The organism is Streptomyces sp. NPDC101219 (assembly GCF_044767675.1).
In the GTDB taxonomy this organism is placed as follows: Bacteria; Actinomycetota; Actinomycetes; order Streptomycetales; family Streptomycetaceae; genus Streptomyces.
Genome location: NZ_JBIWOK010000008.1, coordinates 145,427 through 161,766, shown reverse-complemented (window position 1 = coordinate 161,766; position 16,340 = coordinate 145,427). Strand labels below are relative to the sequence as shown.

Genomic DNA, 16,340 nt, shown 5'->3' with positions numbered 1-16,340 from the left:
CCGCCGGTGCGAGTGATCGTCAGGACCCTCAGCGAACTGTGCGTCACCGTGGGCGCCGTGATCGTCCTCTTCGTCGCCTACGTGCTCTTCTGGACCGGGGTGCGGGCCGACGGCGTCATGGACGACGAGATCGGCCGGCTGCGCGAACAGTGGGCGCAGGAGCGGGCCCGTACCGCGGATACCGGCGGCGCCGGGAACTCCACGGGCGCGGCCGACAGCGGCCCGCCGCGGCAGAAGCCGTACGCGCAGGGCCGTCCCTTCGCCATCATGTACATCCCGCGTCTTGGTTTCACGTGGAACAAGCCCGTTCTCGAGGGCACGGACACGGGCACGCTGAAGAAGGGCCTCGGCCACTACGCCGGCACCGCCCGCCTAGGGGAGCGGGGAAACTTCTCGGTGGCCGGACACCGCCGTACCCACGGCGACCCGTTCAAGGACTTTCCCCAGCTCGGACGGGGTGACGCGGTGGTCCTCACGGACGGGACGACGTGGTTCACGTATCGGATCGACAAGGGCCCCTACAAAACCGTGCCCTCGGACATCGAGGTAATCGACCCCGTGCCACGTATGTCCGGGTACAAGCGGCCGGGCCGCTACCTGACGCTGACGACGTGCGAACCGGAATGGGGTCACAGCCACCGCCTGATCGTCTGGGCGCACTTGGACTCCACCCAGCCCGTGGAGGCCGGGAAACCGGAGGCGTTGCGCCGTTAGTCTGGTGGCGGTACGGCGTGGGTCCGGTGCCGTGGTACGACGGAAGGGACGGCATGTACAGCTGGATCTGGCGGCATCTGCCGGGCAACGGGTGGGTGCGGGCACTCATCTCGCTCCTGCTGATCGTCGCCGTGGTCTACGTCCTCTTCCAGTACGTCTTCCCCTGGGCCGAGCCGCTGCTGCCCTTCAACGATGTGACGGTGGACAACCAGTGAGCGCGCGCATTCTCGTCGTCGACAACTACGACAGCTTCGTCTTCAACCTGGTCCAGTACCTGTACCAACTGGGCGCCGAGTGCGAGGTCCTGCGCAACGACGAGGTGTCGACCGCGCACGCGCAGGACGGTTTCGACGGCGTGCTGCTCTCCCCCGGCCCCGGGACCCCCGAGCGGGCCGGTGTCTGCGTGGAGATGGTGCGGCACTGCGCGGCGACCGGCGTGCCCGTGTTCGGCGTCTGCCTCGGCATGCAGTCGATGCAGGTGGCCTACGGCGGTGTCGTGAACCGCGCCCCCGAGCTGCTGCACGGCAAGACCTCGCCCGTGACCCACGAGGGGAAGGGCGTCTTCGCCGGTCTGCCGTCCCCGTTCACGGCGACCCGCTACCACTCGCTGGCCGCGGAGCCGACGACGGTCCCGGCGGAGCTGGAGGTGACGGCCCGCACGTCCGACGGCATCGTCATGGGGCTGCGCCACCGTGAACTGCCCGTCGAGGGTGTGCAGTTCCACCCCGAGTCGGTCCTCACCGAGCACGGGCACCGGATGCTCGCCAACTGGCTGACGGAGTGCGGCGACCGGGACGCGGTGGCGAGGTCGGCGGGGCTCGCGCCCGTCGTGGGCAGGTCCACGGCGTGACCGCGCTGCGCCCCGAGCGCGAGTCCGGTGCCGAGTACGGGGAGTCGTTCACCGACGGCTCCTCCTACGGCTCCGGCGGCGGGCAGGGGACCCCGTACGGGCAGCAGCCGTACGGGGCGCCCGGCACGCTCGGGGACGCCTGGTACGGCGACCCCCCGCAGGACCCCTACGGCGGCACCTCCTACAGCGAGGGCTCGTTCGGCGGAGACCCCTACGGCGGGGCCGCGCACAACGGGGCCGCCCACCATGGCGCCGCGCACCCGGGGGAGCCCGCGGGCGGTGCCTCCTACGGCGCCGGCGTGCCCGACAGCTCCTACAGCGGGGCGGCCTACGTCGCGGCCTACGGGGGCACGGGCCATGACAGCACGGGCTACGACGGCACGGGCCCGGGCCCCGACGGGGCGCCCTACGGCGCAACGGCCCAGGGCAGTACCGCCTACGACGGCACCGCCTACGACGGCACCGCCTACGACGGGACCATGTACAACGGCGCCCCGGCTGCTGCCGCGTACGCCGGACCCGCGCAGGGCGGAGCCGACTACGGCGGTGCAGCGTCCGGGGGGCCCGCCGCGGAGACGGCATATCTCCCGCCCGTGGACGACGAGACGGTCGCGCTGCGTATCCCGGACCCGCCGCAGCCCGCGACCCGTGAGCCGACCGGGACGGCGACGGCCGCCGACGGCGCGGAAGGCGGCCGGGCGGCCCGCAGGAAGGCCGCCAGACGGGGTCAGGGCCGCCGCGGCGCCGCCCCGGGGTATGACGAGCCGGGCGAGGCGTCCCGGGGCTCCGGCGAGCCGCACACGCCCCTGTCACGGGTCGAGGCGCGCCGCCGTGCCCGTGCGAGCAAACCGGGTGCGGCCGTGGTCGCCAGCCGCGCGATCGGCGAGGTGTTCATCACCTTCGGCGTGCTCATGCTGCTGTTCGTCACCTACCAGCTGTGGTGGACGAACGTGCGGGCGCAGGCGCAGGCTGGCAAGGAGGTCAGCGACCTCCAGAACGACTGGGCGAACGGCAAGCGGAATCCGGGCGCTTTCGAGCCGGGCCAGGGTTTCGCGCTGCTGCACATGCCGAAGCTGGACGTGGTCGTCCCCATCGCCGAGGGCATCAACAGCAAGAAGGTGCTCGACCGGGGCATGGTCGGCCACTACGCCGAGGGCGCGCTGAAGACGGCCATGCCCGAGGACAAGACCGGCAACTTCGGGCTCGCCGGCCACCGCAACACGCACGGGGAGCCGTTCCGCTACATCAACCGGCTGGAGCCGGGCGACCCCATCGTCGTGGAGACGCAGGACACGTACTTCGTGTACAAGATGGCGTCGATCCTGCCGGTGACCTCGCCGAGCAACATCAGTGTCCTGGAGCCGGTCCCCAAGGGCTCGGGCTTCACCGGACCGGGCCGCTACATCACGCTGACGACCTGCACCCCCGAGTTCACCAGCAAGTACCGCATGATCGTCTGGGGCAAGATGGCGGAGGAACGGCCGCGCAGCAAGGGCAAGCCGGATGCGCTCGTCAACTAGGGGCAAGGGGAACGTGGCAACGACCACCGACGACACCGAACAGCAGACCGCCGTGCCCCCGTCACGGCGGCGTCCGGCACGCCGCCGCATGGGTCCCGTCGCGACCGCGGTCAGCGTCTTCGGCGAACTGCTCATCACGACGGGCCTGGTCCTCGGCCTGTTCGTCGTCTACTCGCTGTGGTGGACGAACGTCGTCGCGGACTGGGCGGCGGGCAAGCAGGCCGACAAGGTGCGCGACTCCTGGGCCCGGGAGGGCGGCGTGGACGGCGGCGGTCCCGTCTCCTTCGACAGCAAGGACGGCATCGGCTTCCTGCACGTGCCCGCGATGAGCGACGACGAGATCCTCGTCGAGAAGGGCACGTCGATGAAGGTCCTCAACGACGGCGTCGCCGGCTACTACACCGACCCCGTCAAGGCGACCCTGCCGACGTCCGGCAAGAAGGGCAACTTCTCCCTCGCCGCGCACCGGGACGGCCACGGTGCGAAGTTCCACGGCATCCACCGGATCGGCAAGGGCGACGCGATCGTCTTCGAGACGAAGGACACCTGGTACGTCTACAAGACCTACGCGGTCCTCCCCGAGACGTCGAAGTACAACGTCCAGGTCCTCGCCCCGGTCCCCGAGGAGTCCGGGGTGAAGAAGGCCGGCCACTACATCACGCTGACGACCTGCACACCCGTGTACACGAGCAAGTACCGCTACGTCGTGTGGGGCGAACTGGTCCGCACGGAGAAGGTCGACGAGCAGCGGACGCCGCCCGAGGAACTGCGCTGACCGGCGTCCCCGCGCCCCGGCCCACCACCGCGCACCCTCCGCCCGCGCCGTCCCGGCCGCCCCGCGCCCCTCGCGTGTGACGCACGGCGGTGGTCGGCCTCGCCGGTGCCGCGGGCGGCGCCAAAGGATCCGGACGCGTCCGGTCCCGCGCACGACGAAGCCCCGGCCCCCTCACCTGGAGGGCCGGGGTTCGTCGTGCCGTTGGTGCGGCGGGCGGTGCGTCAGTCGCGGCCGCCCGTGAGGCCGCCGAAGATGCCTCCGTTGTCACCGCCGTTCGGCCCGCCCTGCTGGCCTCCTATGGCGATCAGCACGACCTTGTCGCCCTGCTTGACCTCCTGGCCCTCCTGCGGGTTGCTGCCGACGACCACGGCGTTGTCGTCGTTCGCGCCCTGGACCCGATCCAGCTGGAGGCCCGCCTGGGCGATGACCTGCTTGGCCTGGCCGACCGTCATCTGGGTGACGCGCGGCATGGCGAACTTGTTCTCCTGCTGCTTCGCCTTGCCGATGACGATCGTGACCTGGGAGCCCTTGTCGGCCGTCGAGTTGGGGCCCGGCGTGGTCGAGATGACCTTGCCCACCTGGTTCGGGTCGTCGGTCTCCTGCTCGGTGCAGTTGCCCACCAGGTCGTTGCCCGTCATCTGGGTCTTCGCCTCGTCGCAGGTCTTGCCGGTGACGTCCGGGACGGTCGCCTTCTCCTGCTCCTTGGCGATGATCAGAGTGATCGTCGAGCCCTTCTCCACCTCCTTGCCGGAGGTCGGGTTCTGGTCGAGGACGCTGTTCGGTTCCTCCGTCGAGACCCGCGACTCGGTCTCGATCTTGAACTGGTAGTCGTCACCCTCCAGCTTGGTGGTGGCGTCCTCCAGGCTCAGACCGATCACGCTCGGCACCGCCACCTTCGGGGCACCGGTCGAGACCACCAGGTTGACGGTGGTGTCCTTCTTGACCTTGGCGCCCTGCTTCGGGTCCTGGTCGCAGATCTTGCCCTTGGTCTCGTTCTCACAGGGCTTCGACGTGAAGGCGAGTTTCAGGTCGCCGTTCTCGGCGAGACGTTCGGCGTTCGCCTTGGTCTCACCTATGAAGTTCGGGACCACCACGTCCTCGTTGCCCACCCCGCCGTCGCCGCCGAACGCCCAGCGGCCGATCAGGATGGCGCCGATCAGGACCAGGACACCCGCCGCGACCAGCAGGATCGTCGAGGTGTTGTTCTTCTTCGGCTGGCGGCGGCGGCCCTGACGGTCGTCGTAGCCGTAGCCGCCGTCGTCCGGGTTCATGGGCGGCAGCATCGAGGTGGCCGCGGCACCGCCGGCGTCCTGGCGCAGGGCCGTGGTCGGCTGGTCGTCCGGATAGCCGCCGTAGCCCACCGAGCCGAGGGCCGCGGTGGCCGCGACCGGCTGTCCGTCCAGGCAGGCCTCGATGTCGGCGCGCATCTCGTCCGCCGACTGGTACCGGTAGTCGGGGTCCTTGACCAGCGCCTTCAGGACGATGGCGTCCATCTCGGGCGTGATCTCGGGGTCGAAGACGCTGGGCGCCTGCGGTTCCTCACGGACGTGCTGGTAGGCGACGGCGACCGGGGAGTCGCCCACGAACGGCGGGCGGACGGTCAGCAGCTCGTAGAGCAGGCAGCCGGTGGAGTAGAGGTCGGAGCGGGCGTCGACCTGTTCGCCTTTGGCCTGTTCGGGGGAGAGGTACTGGGCGGTGCCGATCACGGCCGACGTCTGGGTCATCGTCATGCCGGAGTCGCCCATGGCGCGGGCGATGCCGAAGTCCATGACCTTGACCTGGCCGTTGCGGGTCAGCATGACGTTGGCCGGCTTGATGTCGCGGTGCACGATGCCCGCGCGGTGCGAGTACTCCAGGGCCTGGAGGATGCCGATGGTCATCTCCAGCGTCCGCTCCGGCAGCAGCTTGCGGCCACTGTGGAGAAGCTCACGCAGCGTGGAGCCGTCGACGTACTCCATGACGATGTACGGGATGGAGACCCCGTCGATGTAGTCCTCGCCCGTGTCGTAGACCGCGACGATCGCGGGATGGTTGAGCGAGGCGGCCGACTGGGCCTCCCGGCGGAACCGGGCCTGGAAGGACGGGTCGCGCGCGAGGTCCGCGCGCAGCGTCTTCACCGCCACGGTGCGGCCGAGGCGGGTGTCATGCGCGAGGTAGACCTCCGCCATGCCACCGCGGCCGAGCACCTGGCCCAGTTCGTACCGGCCGCCGAGGCGACGCGGCTCTTCCATAGCTACCTACCAGCCCTCTCCGTCGGTCCCGGCCGGCACGTACGTGCGGCCGGAGGCTGCGTTCCGGGCCTACCGTACCCGGCTCGTTTTGTGTGACCTGGCCAAGTGCGTCAGCCGATACAGGACCGGTACCGCAACGTGCACCGATGTGAAGCGGACGTGACCGGTGTCACTGCTTGCCCTTGATGACCGCCTCCATCACGTCCTTGGCGATCGGGGCGGCGAGCCCGCCACCGGAGATGTCTCCGCGCACGGCGTCGTCGTCCTCGATGACGACGGCCACCGCGACCGGGGAGCCGCCGTCACCGGTCTTGGCGTAGGAGATGAACCAGGCGTAGGGGTTCTTGCTGTTGGCGACACCGTGCTGGGCGGTGCCGGTCTTGCCGCCGACGGTGACGCCCGGGATGCGGGCGTTGCCGCCGGTGCCGTTCTCGACGACCGTCTCCATCATCGACTGGAGGATCTGGGCGTTCTTGGCCTGCATGGGCCGGCTCAGCTCCTCCGGCTTGGTCTTCTCGACGGTGTCCAGGTTCGGTGCCTGCAGCGCGTCGACCATGTAGGGCTGCATCATCGAGCCGTTGTTGGCGATGGCCGCGGTGACCATGGCCATCTGCAGCGGCGTGGTGGCGGTGTTGAACTGGCCGATGGAGGACAGCGCGACCTGCGAGGGCTCCATGTCGTCGGAGAAGACGGAGGCGTTGGCGCGGACCGGCGTGAACTGCTCCTCGTTGAAGCCGAACTTCTCGGCCGTCTCGAGCATCTTGTCGTTGCCGAGGTCGGCGCCGATCTTGCCGAAGACGGTGTTGCAGGACACCCGCAGCGCCTCGCGCAGGGTGGCGTCCTTGCAGGGCAGGTTGCCGTCGTTCTTCAGCTCGGTGCGGGTCCCCGTCATCACCCAGGGCAGGGGCGTGTCCGTCTTCTCGTCGGCGTCCTTGTAGAGACCGTGCTCCAGGGCCGCGGCCGCGGTGACGACCTTGAAGGTCGATCCGGGTGGGTAGACCTCGCGCAGGGCCCGGTTGAGCATCGGGTCGTCCGGGTTGTTCTTCTTCTGCAGCTTCTGCCAGGCCTCGGTGTCCGTCGTGGTGGAGTTCCCGGCGAACGACGACGGGTCGTAGGACGGGTAGGAGGCGAGGGCGAGGATCTTGCCGGTGGACGGCTCGATGGCGGCCACGGCGCCCTTGCCGCCCTGCCGCTTCAGCCCCTCGTAGGCGGCCTTCTGCGCGGCGGAGTTCAGCGTGGTGACGACGTTGCCGCCCTGCTTCTTCTTCCCGGTCAGCATGTCCAGGGTGTTGCGGAAGAACAGCTGGTCGGCGTTGCCGGTGAGGATGTCGTCCTCGATGCTCTCCAGCTGGGTCGCGCCGAAGGCCTGCGAGGCGTAGCCGGTGACCGGCGCCCACATCGGGCCGTTCTTGTAGGTGCGCTTGTACTCGAAGTCGCTGCCCGAGGTCTGCTTCGAGCCGGTGATCGGATCGCCGTCGACGATGATGTTGCCGCGAGGCTGCGCATACCGCTCGATGGCGATCCGGCGGTTGTTCTCGTTCTTCTGCAGGGCGTCGGCCTGCACGTACTGGAGCCAGTTGTTCCGGATCATCAGGGCGAGGATGAGGAGCCCGCAGAAGATCGCGATGCGGCGCAGGGGCTTGTTCACGGTCGGACCACCTGGGTCATCTCGGCGTCTGGGTTGGTGGCGGGCGCGGGCGCCGGGCGTCGGGCGGTGTCACTGATGCGCAGCAGGATGCCGATCAGCGCCCAGTTGGCGATGACGGAGGAACCGCCGTAGGCGAGGAACGGCATCGTCATACCGGTCAGCGGGATGAGCCCCATGACACCGCCGGCGACCACGAAGATCTGCAGGGCGAAGGCGCCGGACAGGCCGATCGCGAACAGCTTGCCGAACGGGTCGCGCGCGGCCAGCGACGTCCGCACACCGCGCTCGATGATCAGCCCGTAGAGCAGCAGCATCGCCATCACGCCGGCCAGGCCGAGCTCCTCGCCGAAGGTGGCGAAGATGAAGTCGGAGTTGGCGGCGAAGCCGATGAGGTCGGAGTTGCCCTGGCCGAGGCCGGTGCCCATGACACCGCCCGAGCCGAACGACATGATCGACTGGCCGATCTGCTCGCAGGCGCCGGAGGTCTTGTAGCAGCCGAAGGGGTCCAGCCAGGCGTCCACACGCGCCTGGACGTGGCTGGCGAACGAGGCCACGCCGACCGCGCCGGCGGCGGACATCAGCAGACCGATCACGATCCAGCTGGTCCGCTCGGTGGCGACGTACAGCATGACGACGAACAGGCCGAAGAACAGCAGGGAGGTGCCGAGGTCGTTCTCGAAGACGAGGACGAGGAGGCTGACCGCCCAGATGGTGATGATCGGACCGAGGTCGCGGCCGCGCGGCAGGTACAGGCCCATGAACCGGCGGCTGGCCAGGGCGAGGGCGTCCCGCTTCACCATGAGGTAGCCGGAGAAGAAGATCGCGATGACGATCTTCGCGAACTCGCCGGGCTGGATGGAGAATCCGGCGACCCGGATCCAGATCTTGGCGCCGAAGACGTCGGCGCCGAGGCCCGGCACCAGCGGCAGCAGCAGCAGGACCAGGGCGGCCACCATGGAGATGTAGGTGTACCGCTGCAGGATGCGGTGGTCCTTGAGGAAGACGAGCACGGCGACGAACAGGGCGACGCCGATGGCCGAGTACAGCAGCTGGTTCGGGGCGGACGGGCTGAACGCGCCGTAGGCCCGCTTGGCCAGTTGCTGCAGCCGCTCCGACTGGTCCAGCCGCCAGATGGCCACCAGCCCCAGACCGTTCAGCAGGGTCGCCAGGGGCAGCAGCAGCGGGTCGGCGTAGGGCGCGAACTTGCGCACCACGAGGTGGCCGACGCCCGCCAGCAGCCCGAGGCCCAGCCCGTAGGCGAGCAGCCCGGAGGGCACGGTGCCGTCGATGGCGAGGCCCACGTTGGCGTAGGCGAAGACCGGGATGACGACGGCGAACACCAGCAGCGCCAGCTCGGTGTTGCGCCGGCTCGGGGCGCCGATCGCGCCGATCGTGGACGTGTGCTGCGCCGACGGGTTGGTAGTACTGCTCATCGTGTGACAGGGCCTCTCACGGCTTGCCTACTGCTTACCGCACAGCGAGACGACCTTCTGCTCCTCCTCCGAGAGGCTGGGGCCGGGGCTGGGATCAGGTGCGGTCGTGGACGGGGGCGTGGACTTCTCCGGCGCCTTCGTCGACCCCGAGGGGTCGGGCGTCGGCGTGACCTTGGACGTGAAGGAGGCGGGAGTGGTTCCCGTGGTGCCCCCGGCCTCGCCCTCACCGGTCTTCGCGTTGTTCTCGCTCTCGGCGGCACGCCGCTCGGCCGCCTTCTTGCAGGCGGAGGCCTGCACCGACAGTTCCTCGATCTTCGCCCGGGCGTCCGCCAGGTCGCTCTCGGGGATGGTGCCCTCGACCAGCTTCTGCTGGTAGGGCGGCAGGTACTTGAGTTCGATCTCGGGGTGGTCCTGCTGGACCTTCGACAGCGACACCCACGCCAGGTCCTGGCTGATGCCCCGGTACAGCGCGACGTGGTCCTCGTTGGTGCCGACGTAGTACTGCGTCTGCGTCCAGCGCCAGCCGCCGTACAGACCGCCGCCGACGACGGCGAGGGCCAGCAGGCCGAAGAAGGACCGCTTGAGCCACTTGCGGCCCTTGCGCGGTTTGGTGAAGTCGTCGTCGCCGTAGCCGAAGCCGTCGGTGGGGATGAAACCGGTCACGTCGCCGCTGCCGGGCGGGCCGAACTCGCCGCCGCCCTGGGAGCGCCGGCGGCCGAGCCCGGAGGCGCGTCCGGCCGGGGTCTGCATGATGCCGTTGTCGTGCAGCTGGCTCTGGTTCTCGGCGACGGCGCCGACCACGACGGGGGTGTCGGACAGCTGCCCGGCCAGGGTGTCCCCGGTGTCTAGGTCGAGGACGTCGGCGACGATCACCGTGATGTTGTCGGGTCCGCCGCCGCGCAGCGCCAGTTCGATCAGGTTCTGGACGGTCTCCTCGGGGCCCTGGTAACTGGCCAGGGCGTCCTCGAGGGTCTGGTGGGAGACCACGCCGGACAGGCCGTCGGAGCAGATCAGGTACCGGTCGCCGGCCCGCACCTCACGGATCGACAGGTCGGGCTCGACGTGCTCACCGCTGCCGAGGGCCCGCATCAGCAGGGACCGCTGCGGGTGGGTGGTCGCCTCCTCCTCGGTGATCCGGCCCTCGTCGACCAGCCGCTGCACCCAGGTGTGGTCCTGGGTGATCTGCGTCAGGACGCCGTCCCGCAGCAGGTAGGCGCGGGAGTCGCCGACGTGCACCATGCCGAGCCGCTGACCGGTCCACAGCAGGGCGGTCAGGGTGGTGCCCATGCCCTCGAGCTGCGGGTCCTCCTCGACCATCATGCGCAGCTGGTCGTTGGCCCGCTGCACGGCCGTGCCGAGCGAGGTGAGCAGGTCGGAGCCGGGGACGTCGTCGTCGAGCGCGACGATGGTGGAGATCGCCTCGGAGGAGGCGACCTCACCGGCCGCGGCGCCGCCCATGCCGTCGGCGATGGCGAGCAGGCGCGGACCGGCGTAACCGGAGTCCTCGTTGCCCTCCCGGATCATCCCCTTGTGCGATCCGGCGGCGAAGCGCAGGGAAAGGCTCATGCGCACCTCGCCAGTCGGCTCCGGGTACAGCCGGTCGTGTCGAGCCACACTGCCCACCCTCCGGTCGGGAGCGCGCCGCGGCCCTGGGTGGGGGCCGGCGATGCGTGCTCGCTCCGCTCGCGCTCATTCATTGGTGTAGCACTACTTCCGCAGCTCGATGACGGTCTTGCCGATGCGGATCGGCGCGCCCAGCGAAATCGGCGTGGGGGTCGTCAGCCGGTTCCGGTCCAGGTAGGTGCCGTTCGTGGAGCCGAGGTCCTCGACGATCCACTGGCCGTCGCGGTCCGGGTAGATCCTGGCATGACGGCTGGAGGCGTAGTCGTCGTCCAGCACGATCGTGCTGTCGTGCGCGCGGCCCAGGGTGATGGTCTGGCCCTGCAGCGCGACGGTGGTGCCGGTGAGGGTCCCCTCGGTCACCACCAGCTTGGTGGGGGCGTTCCGGCCGCCGCGACGGCCGCCGCCCGACTGCTGGCGCTGCGGCGGCGGCGCCTGCCGGGCGGCCTGCTGCGCGCGGCCGGCCTCCCGCCGTGCTCCGCGCTGGGTGACCCGCGTACCGAACAGGTCGCTCCGGATGACCTGCACGGCCACGATCACGAACAGCCACAGTACGGCCAGGAACCCCAGCCGCATGACCGTGAGGGTCAGCTCTGACATTGCCCCCGCTTCACCCTTCGGCTTGCCTATAGATAACGGTGGTGCTGCCCACGACGATCCGCGAGCCGTCGCGGAGCGTAGCGCGGGTGGTGTGCTGTCCGTCCACCACGATGCCGTTCGTGGACCCGAGATCCTGGATCGTCGAGGGCGTTCCGGTCCGGATCTCGCAGTGCCGGCGGGAGACGCCGGGGTCGTCGATCCGCACGTCGGCCTCGGTGCTGCGGCCCAGGACGAGCGTCGCCCGGGAGATCTGGTGGCGGGTGCCGTTGATCTCGATCCAGTAGCGGGTGCGTCCGGCGGACACGGGTGCGGCGGGGGGCCGCTGGCCGCCCGCGGGCTGCGGGTAGCCGTAACCGCCGCCGCGCGCGCCGGGCGGCGGCGCGGCCGGCATGGGCGGGGCGCCCGCGGGCGCGGCCGGCGGGTAGCCGTAGCCGCCGGGGCGGCCGGCCGGGGCCGGGCCGGCGCCGGGGGCACCGGGAGCCTGGCTGGCGGAGGAGGCGAGGGTGCGGCTGCGCACCCGGTACAGGCCGGTGTCGAGGTCGTCGGCCTTCTCCAGGTGGACCTTGATCGGGCCCATGAAGGTGTAGCGCTGCTGCTTGGCGTAGTCCCGCACCATGCCGGCCAGCTCGTCGCCGAGCTGGCCCGAGTACGGGCTGAGCCGCTCGAAGTCCGGGGTGCTCAGTTCGACGATGAAGTCGTTGGGGACGACGGTCCGGTCGCGGTTCCAGATGGTGGCGTTGTTGTCGCACTCCCGCTGGAGCGCTCCCGCGATCTCCACGGGCTGCACCTCGGACTTGAACACCTTGGCAAAGGTGCCGTTGACCAGACCTTCGAGACGCTGCTCGAACTTCTTCAGGACTCCCATGGGGCACCTCCTCCGTCGCTGCCGTCCTGTGTACTGCCCCGTGCACCGTGCCGTGCACCGCTTACCTGGTACTGCTTACTGATCGTATCCACGCGCCGCCCGATCGGCTGGTTCCCCCTGATCCGCCCCGTCGACGGGTGTCGACGCCTGACGAAGTTCCCTCCGGGACTCCCCTTCGAACTCCTCCGCCCTGCACGTCGCCTTCGTGCGCGCCGTTTCTGCCATGGATCGTAGAGGGGGCCGAAGACCAGTGTCCCGCACCCGGCTGTGGACTCCGCCTGCTCCTGGGTGGACGGGAAGGACCGGTACGAGGTTGATACGTGAAGCAGTCCTGGCCGGTACGTGACGGCCCCGGGCGGCCCTCCCGCTGCGTCCCGCAGGGCCGTGCCGGGGCCGTCGGTGCGGTGGCGCTGCTCGGCGCGGGCCGGGTGCCGGAGGCGGCGGAAAGGGATGTGAATCCACCCCGGCCAGCGTGCTAATGTTCTCGTGTCGGAAGGCGCCGCACCCCTACGGGGAAGGGCCCGATGACACACCCAATGCGCGGGTGGCGGAATAGGCAGACGCGCTGGATTCAGGTTCCAGTGCCCGCAAGGGCGTGGGGGTTCAACTCCCCCCTCGCGCACCACGGAGCACCGACGAAAGTGCTCTGATTGCACCGACGAAGCGGGCCCATCGTGATCACGATGGGCCCATTTCGCTATACCCGGTCAGGTCAGACGCGGTGTGATGGTGCTTACACGCACGACGGCCCGGCGGCTGGCGAGCCGCCGGGCCGTCGTGGTTGTTGATCTTCAGTGGGCTGTTGAAGTGTGAGCAGTCTCACTCATCGGGCGAGGCCAACGGCGTGCGAGTGTTCTCCCTGGCGCCGGACCGCCTGAACGACGCCTCCGTGGAGCGGATCCTCAACGCCAAGCGCCGCTGGGGCGTCTCCGTCATGGCCCTGGCCTACCGACTCCGCGCCTTCGGCCTGCTGTCCGAGTGGCGTCACACCCAGACCGTCAGGAAACTCGCCCAGATGGGATACCGCGGCGGCGAACCTGGCTCCCTGCTGGCCCGAGAGAGCAGCCAGCTTCTGGCCAAGGTCTGTGAGGCCCTGCGTGCCAAGGGCATGACCGCCGCCGAGGCCGCGGCCCAGTTGGGTGTTCATCCCGACGACCTGAGCGACTACGTCTTCGGACTCGTACCCATCAGCGTCCCGGGCGGAGGAAGGAATTCGGCGGCACCGCGCCCCGGACTGCGGCTGGTTCACGATGCCGTCCCGGCTGGACACGCACAGGCTGGCGCCAGTGTCACGGCACCCGGCGCTTCCACAGCCGTCACGATGCAGACGAAGACACCTTTCGAGGAACCAGACGACGACACCCCAGCTCCTCCCATACCCCTGCGACGTCCCACGCGATCTGGTCCGGTGATGCCCCGAGGTGGGTGACCTTTGTCTACGCGCCCACTTCGCCGTACGCGGCGAGCAGCACGGCCGGGGCGGGGCCATCCAGGACGGTGGGCTTGGCCAAGCCGTCGGGGACCAGGTTCTTGCCCTCGGCGGTATGGATGCCGGTCTTGCCGCCGAGGGCCACGTCCACCATCGCCAGGACGGTGGCCGGGATGGCGATCCAGCGCACTCCGCGCAGCCAGGTCGCGGCCACTACCCGGCCAGGCCGGTGGCGAAGCCGAGGCCGGCGACTCCGGAGCGGGTGAAGTTGGACTGGGCGAGCGCCTTCCAGCGGTAGGCAGTGACCTCGGTCTTCTTCGCTTCGGCACCTGGTCGATCGAGCATGCCCGAATGGAGGGGACACCGGAAAGCCCACTGACGTCGGCGGCGCGACGACGGCGTCCCGCCGTGTGCAACGCCGTTGCGTAAAGGCGGTGGGTGGTCTGCCAAGTGGGCGAGCAGCAGGGCGGGCTGAGACTGGCGCAAAACGACATGTGGTCGGATGCGTTCATCATTCGATACCTACAGAGGCGTCTGCCTGAAGTTACGGGGGTGATTTTCAGCCAGTCTTGATGTTCGAATCATTGTGTACATTCCCCTCATCCTCATTCGCTGCATCCACCGAATCGAACAAGTCTTCGGTAATATAGGGCGATGGTCGGCAGACGGTCGCGAGGAGGGCCGCCCTGCGGATCGCGTGTGTGAGAAGAGCGCGTGGATGTGGCCTGACCCGGGGGGCAATGAGTGATTTGCTGCATGAGGCGTACGCGGCCGGCGGCCCCGAGCCGGGAGGGGCGACGGAGCTCGACGACGAGCAGTGGCGCCGCAGTTTCGAATCGCTGTTCCTCGGCACGATACGGCTGGTCCGTACCGCGGTGAGCGCCATGGAGGAGGGCGGCGCCCTCGGACTGGTGCTGTCCGGCACGGTACGTCAGCCGGTGGCCGGTCTTGTGCTGTCCAACGGGCTGCGGCCCGGCCTCGCCATGACCGCGAAAGAACTCGCCGACGAACTCGGGCCCCGGGGAATACGCGTGTTCGGGCTGCTCCCTTCGCAGATCGATACCGAGCGGGTCCTGGAACTCGATTCCCTGAACGGAGATCCCGAGGCGGTGCGTGCACGGAACTCGGCAGCTATTCCGTTGCGCCGGTATGGGCGGCCCGAGGAATTCGGGAAGGTGGCCGCCTTCCTGCCGTCGCCGGCGGCGTCGTACCTCACCGGACTGATGGTCCCGGTCGACGGCGGGGCCCTTCGGTACATCTGACACCAATCCGACAACCGATATCTTCCTGACGCACTCATTCCGAAGGTGGCCGCCCGTTGAAAATCCGTATCGATCGCAGCGCCCTGGCCGAAGCAGTCGCCTGGGCCTTTCACGCCGTCCCCTCACGGCCGCCGGTCCCCACGCTCGCCGGTCTTCTCCTGACCGCCGCGGACAACGTCCTCACCGTGTCGGGTTTCGACTACGAGGTCTCCGCCAAATTCAGCGTGGAGGCGGATGTCCTGGAGCCGGGTTCCATCGTCGTCTCCGGCAGGCTCCTTTCCGAGGTGTCCAAGTCGCTTCCGAACCTGCCGGTAGAGATCTCGGCCGACGAGTCGGAGGCGGTGCTGCTGTGTGGCGCGTCCCAGTTCGACCTCCCCGCCATGCCGCTGGAGGACTACCCCGCACTGCCCGAGATGCCGCAGGTCCTGGGCACGGTCGACGGCGCCCTGTTCGCGGAGGCCGTCGCACAGGCGGCGGTCGCCACCGGGCGCGACGAGACACTGCCGATCCTCACCGCCGTCCGGCTCGAAGTCACCGAGTCCACGCTGCGCATGGTGTCCACGGACCGGTATCGCCTCGCGGTACGGGACATACCGTGGAACCCCGTCACCCCGGACGTCGAGCTCAGCACGAACGCGCTGGTTCCGGCGAAGGCCCTGCACGAGATCGCCCGTTCGTTGTCGAAGGGTGAGACCGTGACGCTGTGCCTCGACGCGTCGGAATCCGCCGCGGGCGGTGGGATCATCGGTTTCGAGGCCGGTCCCCGCCGGGCGACCACCCGGCTCATGGACGGCTCGTTCGTCAAGTACAAGAGCATCTTCCCGAGCGAGTACACCGGAAGCGCGGTCATCGAGCGGGTGGCGCTGCTGGAGGCGGCCAAGCGTGTCTCGCTGGTGATCGAGCGGCATGCCCCACTGCGGATGACGCTGTCCGAGGGCCGGATCGTGCTGGACGCCGGGAACGCCGTCGAGGCCCGCGGCCGGGAGGCTGTGGCCGCCCACTACGAGGGCGAGGAATTCGGCCTTGCCGCCAACCCGAGCTTCCTGGTGGAGGGCCTGAGCGCGATCAGCGCGCCTTTCGTCGAGTTCAGCTACACGACGACCAGCAAGCCCGCGGTCTTCACCGCTCTGCAGGAGCCGGAGGGCGAGCACGACCCCAGCTACCGGTACCTGTTCATGCCGTTGCGCACCAAGTGATCTCGCGTCGCCGGCAGCCGGCTGCCGGCACCGCCAGGGCTGGGTGCGGTCCCCTCTCCGGGCAGACCGCGCCCAGCCCTTTCAGGGCGAACCGGACCGGTCAGCCATCGGTGCCGTGGCTCAGCCGGTCGGCCTCCGCCGCCAGTTGCCGCACCGTGAGCAATATCACGGGCGGCGCGCCCCCCCATCGCCTGGGT

13 protein-coding genes, 1 tRNA gene and 2 pseudogenes are annotated in these 16,340 nt (G+C 69.5%); 9 read left to right on the top strand and 7 right to left on the bottom strand.

What is annotated here, in order from left to right; translation table 11 throughout:
• Positions 1-6: 6 nt before the first annotated feature.
• From ACIRPP_RS17930 to ACIRPP_RS17910, 5 genes are all read left to right on the top strand, one after another.
• A complete protein-coding gene (locus ACIRPP_RS17930; protein ID WP_403643436.1) occupies positions 7-714 on the top strand; it encodes a class E sortase in 708 nt (235 codons plus the stop codon).
• Positions 715-767: 53 nt separating this feature from the next.
• Positions 768-929: a hypothetical protein gene (locus tag ACIRPP_RS17925; protein ID WP_192231037.1), complete on the top strand. Its 162-nt coding sequence runs from the start codon at positions 768-770 to the stop codon at positions 927-929.
• Positions 926-1,564 (top strand): aminodeoxychorismate/anthranilate synthase component II, encoded by a 639-nt coding sequence (locus tag ACIRPP_RS17920; protein ID WP_403643433.1) that lies wholly within the window; start codon positions 926-928, stop codon positions 1,562-1,564. The genes ACIRPP_RS17925 and ACIRPP_RS17920 overlap by 4 nt, the downstream gene beginning before the upstream one ends.
• Before the next feature lie 479 nt (positions 1,565-2,043).
• The gene (locus tag ACIRPP_RS17915) at positions 2,044-3,084 is read left to right on the top strand and encodes a class E sortase (protein WP_403643955.1); all 1,041 of its coding nucleotides are present in this window, start codon (positions 2,044-2,046) and stop codon (positions 3,082-3,084) included.
• A gap of 13 nt (positions 3,085-3,097) precedes the next feature.
• Positions 3,098-3,859 (top strand): class E sortase, encoded by a 762-nt coding sequence (locus tag ACIRPP_RS17910; RefSeq protein ID WP_403643430.1) that lies wholly within the window; start codon positions 3,098-3,100, stop codon positions 3,857-3,859.
• A 221-nt stretch (positions 3,860-4,080) separates the two neighbouring features.
• Here the strand turns inward: ACIRPP_RS17910 and pknB are convergent, their stop codons facing one another.
• The 6 genes from pknB to ACIRPP_RS17880 all read right to left on the bottom strand — a co-directional run bounded on the left by pknB (position 4,081) and on the right by ACIRPP_RS17880 (position 12,256).
• The gene (gene pknB, locus ACIRPP_RS17905) at positions 4,081-6,090 is read right to left on the bottom strand and encodes a Stk1 family PASTA domain-containing Ser/Thr kinase (RefSeq protein ID WP_403643427.1); all 2,010 of its coding nucleotides are present in this window, start codon (positions 6,088-6,090) and stop codon (positions 4,081-4,083) included.
• A gap of 169 nt (positions 6,091-6,259) precedes the next feature.
• Positions 6,260-7,738 (bottom strand): peptidoglycan D,D-transpeptidase FtsI family protein, encoded by a 1,479-nt coding sequence (locus ACIRPP_RS17900; RefSeq protein ID WP_403643424.1) that lies wholly within the window; start codon positions 7,736-7,738, stop codon positions 6,260-6,262.
• Positions 7,735-9,171, bottom strand: coding sequence for an FtsW/RodA/SpoVE family cell cycle protein (locus tag ACIRPP_RS17895; protein ID WP_403643421.1), 1,437 nt, complete (start codon positions 9,169-9,171; stop codon positions 7,735-7,737). The genes ACIRPP_RS17900 and ACIRPP_RS17895 overlap by 4 nt, the downstream gene beginning before the upstream one ends.
• 27 nt (positions 9,172-9,198) lie before the next feature.
• Positions 9,199-10,737 carry a Stp1/IreP family PP2C-type Ser/Thr phosphatase gene (locus tag ACIRPP_RS17890; RefSeq protein WP_164338736.1) on the bottom strand — a complete coding sequence of 513 codons (1,539 nt, stop codon included), beginning with the start codon at positions 10,735-10,737 and terminating at the stop codon, positions 9,199-9,201.
• 141 nt (positions 10,738-10,878) lie between these two features.
• On the bottom strand, positions 10,879-11,391 hold the full coding sequence (locus ACIRPP_RS17885; protein ID WP_403643417.1) for an FHA domain-containing protein: 513 nt from the start codon (positions 11,389-11,391) through the stop codon (positions 10,879-10,881).
• A 10-nt stretch (positions 11,392-11,401) separates the two neighbouring features.
• On the bottom strand, positions 11,402-12,256 hold the full coding sequence (locus ACIRPP_RS17880) for a DUF3662 and FHA domain-containing protein (RefSeq protein WP_360595644.1): 855 nt from the start codon (positions 12,254-12,256) through the stop codon (positions 11,402-11,404).
• Between the two features lie 538 nt (positions 12,257-12,794).
• Between ACIRPP_RS17880 and ACIRPP_RS17875 the strand changes: the two genes are divergently transcribed.
• A tRNA-Leu gene (locus ACIRPP_RS17875) sits at positions 12,795-12,881 on the top strand.
• Positions 12,882-13,100: 219 nt separating this feature from the next.
• Positions 13,101-13,685 (top strand): hypothetical protein, encoded by a 585-nt coding sequence (locus ACIRPP_RS17870; RefSeq protein WP_403643415.1) that lies wholly within the window; start codon positions 13,101-13,103, stop codon positions 13,683-13,685.
• 91 nt (positions 13,686-13,776) lie between these two features.
• On the opposite strand, the pseudogene ACIRPP_RS17865 reads toward ACIRPP_RS17870, so the two are convergent.
• Positions 13,777-14,009, bottom strand: a pseudogene (locus tag ACIRPP_RS17865) (3-dehydroquinate synthase); the annotation flags it as partial.
• Positions 14,010-14,452: 443 nt separating this feature from the next.
• Between ACIRPP_RS17865 and ACIRPP_RS17860 the strand changes: the two are divergent.
• Together ACIRPP_RS17860 and dnaN are read left to right on the top strand one after the other, a co-directional pair.
• Positions 14,453-14,947 (top strand): annotated as a pseudogene (locus ACIRPP_RS17860) (SDR family oxidoreductase); the annotation flags it as partial.
• Positions 14,948-15,003: 56 nt separating this feature from the next.
• Positions 15,004-16,143 (top strand): DNA polymerase III subunit beta, encoded by a 1,140-nt coding sequence (dnaN, locus tag ACIRPP_RS17855; RefSeq protein ID WP_403643412.1) that lies wholly within the window; start codon positions 15,004-15,006, stop codon positions 16,141-16,143.
• Positions 16,144-16,340: the final 197 nt, after the last annotated feature.